Source organism: Bradyrhizobium sp. 87 (genome assembly GCF_023073015.1).
In the GTDB taxonomy this organism is placed as follows: Bacteria; Pseudomonadota; Alphaproteobacteria; order Rhizobiales; family Xanthobacteraceae; genus Bradyrhizobium; species Bradyrhizobium canariense_D.
Genome location: NZ_JADPIQ010000060.1, coordinates 1 through 1435, shown reverse-complemented (window position 1 = coordinate 1435; position 1435 = coordinate 1). Strand labels below are relative to the sequence as shown.

Below are 1435 nucleotides of genomic sequence, written 5' to 3'. Positions count from 1 at the left end.
CATTACAGTTGCTTTTTTGATTTGAAGTGGGCGCGTTGAGCGGCAGCCTGGTGAGCTCTGCGCCAGAAGGACCATGCGATGATGTGTGCGGGTTGAATCCGCTTCCGCGCAAGTCTGATAGCAATGCGGCGGATTTCCTGGATTGACCAACGGATCAGTGGTGGGGTGGTTATGTTTTGGCTTTTGCCGGGGGGCGCCGTTTCGTTTTTTTGGGCGGTGGCGGATTAGCGCGATGTCGGATCGCGGCCATCATGGCGAAGGCGAGCATCACCAAGGACACATGACGGTGCCAGCCATGCCAGGATCTGCTCTCGTTGTGATCGAGCCCGAACTCGTTTTTCGCCGTTTCAAAGCTGTCCTCGATCGCCCATCGATGGCCTTCGACCGCGACCAGCGTTTCAATGGCTGTTCCCGCTGGGCACCAGGTGGTGAAGAAGGCGAGGTCATCATCGGCAATGCGACGACGGATCAGTAGACCGCGTGTCCACAAACCGTCATTTGCACTGTTGGACTGCTCGGCCTCGAGATCCGCCAATTCGAGATAACACCAATCGTGCAGCCGCGGTCCTTTGGTTCCGGCTCCCGCCGACAGGCGCTTCCAGTCGGATGAGCGCCGCGTCCGGGCGAGGTCTGCAGCCGTACCGGCGACCGGCGGTCGCTTGCCCCAGGATCGAAACACATGAGCGCTGCTGACCCCAAGCACGTAGCCTTTGCCTGCCCGACGTAGTTGCTGTTCGATGTTGCCAACACCGTAGACGGTATCACCGGCAACCCACTTGAATGGTACAGACCCGGCTATCGCGCGTGCGATCATTCTCGTCGCAAGCTTTGGTTTGGTCGCAAAGCCGACATCGGCAGGCACATATGTGGCTTCCAGACGATCTGGATCGTCGGTCCATTCCTTCGGAAGATACAACGCGCGATCGATGAACGCATGGCCATGACGCGAAACGTAGGCAGCGAAGACGCCGATCTGGCAGTTCGTGATCTTTCCTGCCGAACCAGTGTATTGCCGCGCCACTCCGCATGACGCTTTGCCCTGTTTGAGAAAACCGGTCTCGTCGATCACGAGCACCGCATCGTCATCCGCCAAATGCTCGATGACATAGTCGTGCACGATATCGCGCAGGGCATCAGCGTCCCAGTCTCCACGACCCAGAATCGCCTGCTGCCGCCATGGGCCGGGATCGCCAGCCGCCTCCGCGCGCATCCAACCGGTCTTGCGCTGCTCATCTCCGAGCAGACCTTCCAGGAACAGACCTGCATTCGTCGCAACACGCTCTTGCGTGAACAACGGACGTATCCGTTGCTTGATCTCTCGAAGCGACGCCGCCCACAACGCAAGCGTCGCCTCAACCGACGCGGCCCGCGCCCACGACATTCGAATCATGGTTGCCCATGGATTCAGAAGCCCGCAACAAAAGCAACTGTAATG

General features: G+C 59.2%; 1 protein-coding gene. It reads right to left on the bottom strand.

From position 1 onward, the window contains the following. Positions 1-169: 169 nt before the first annotated feature. Positions 170-1390: an IS701 family transposase gene (locus tag IVB50_RS15035; RefSeq protein WP_247285483.1), complete on the bottom strand. Its 1221-nt coding sequence runs from the start codon at positions 1388-1390 to the stop codon at positions 170-172. Positions 1391-1435: the final 45 nt, after the last annotated feature.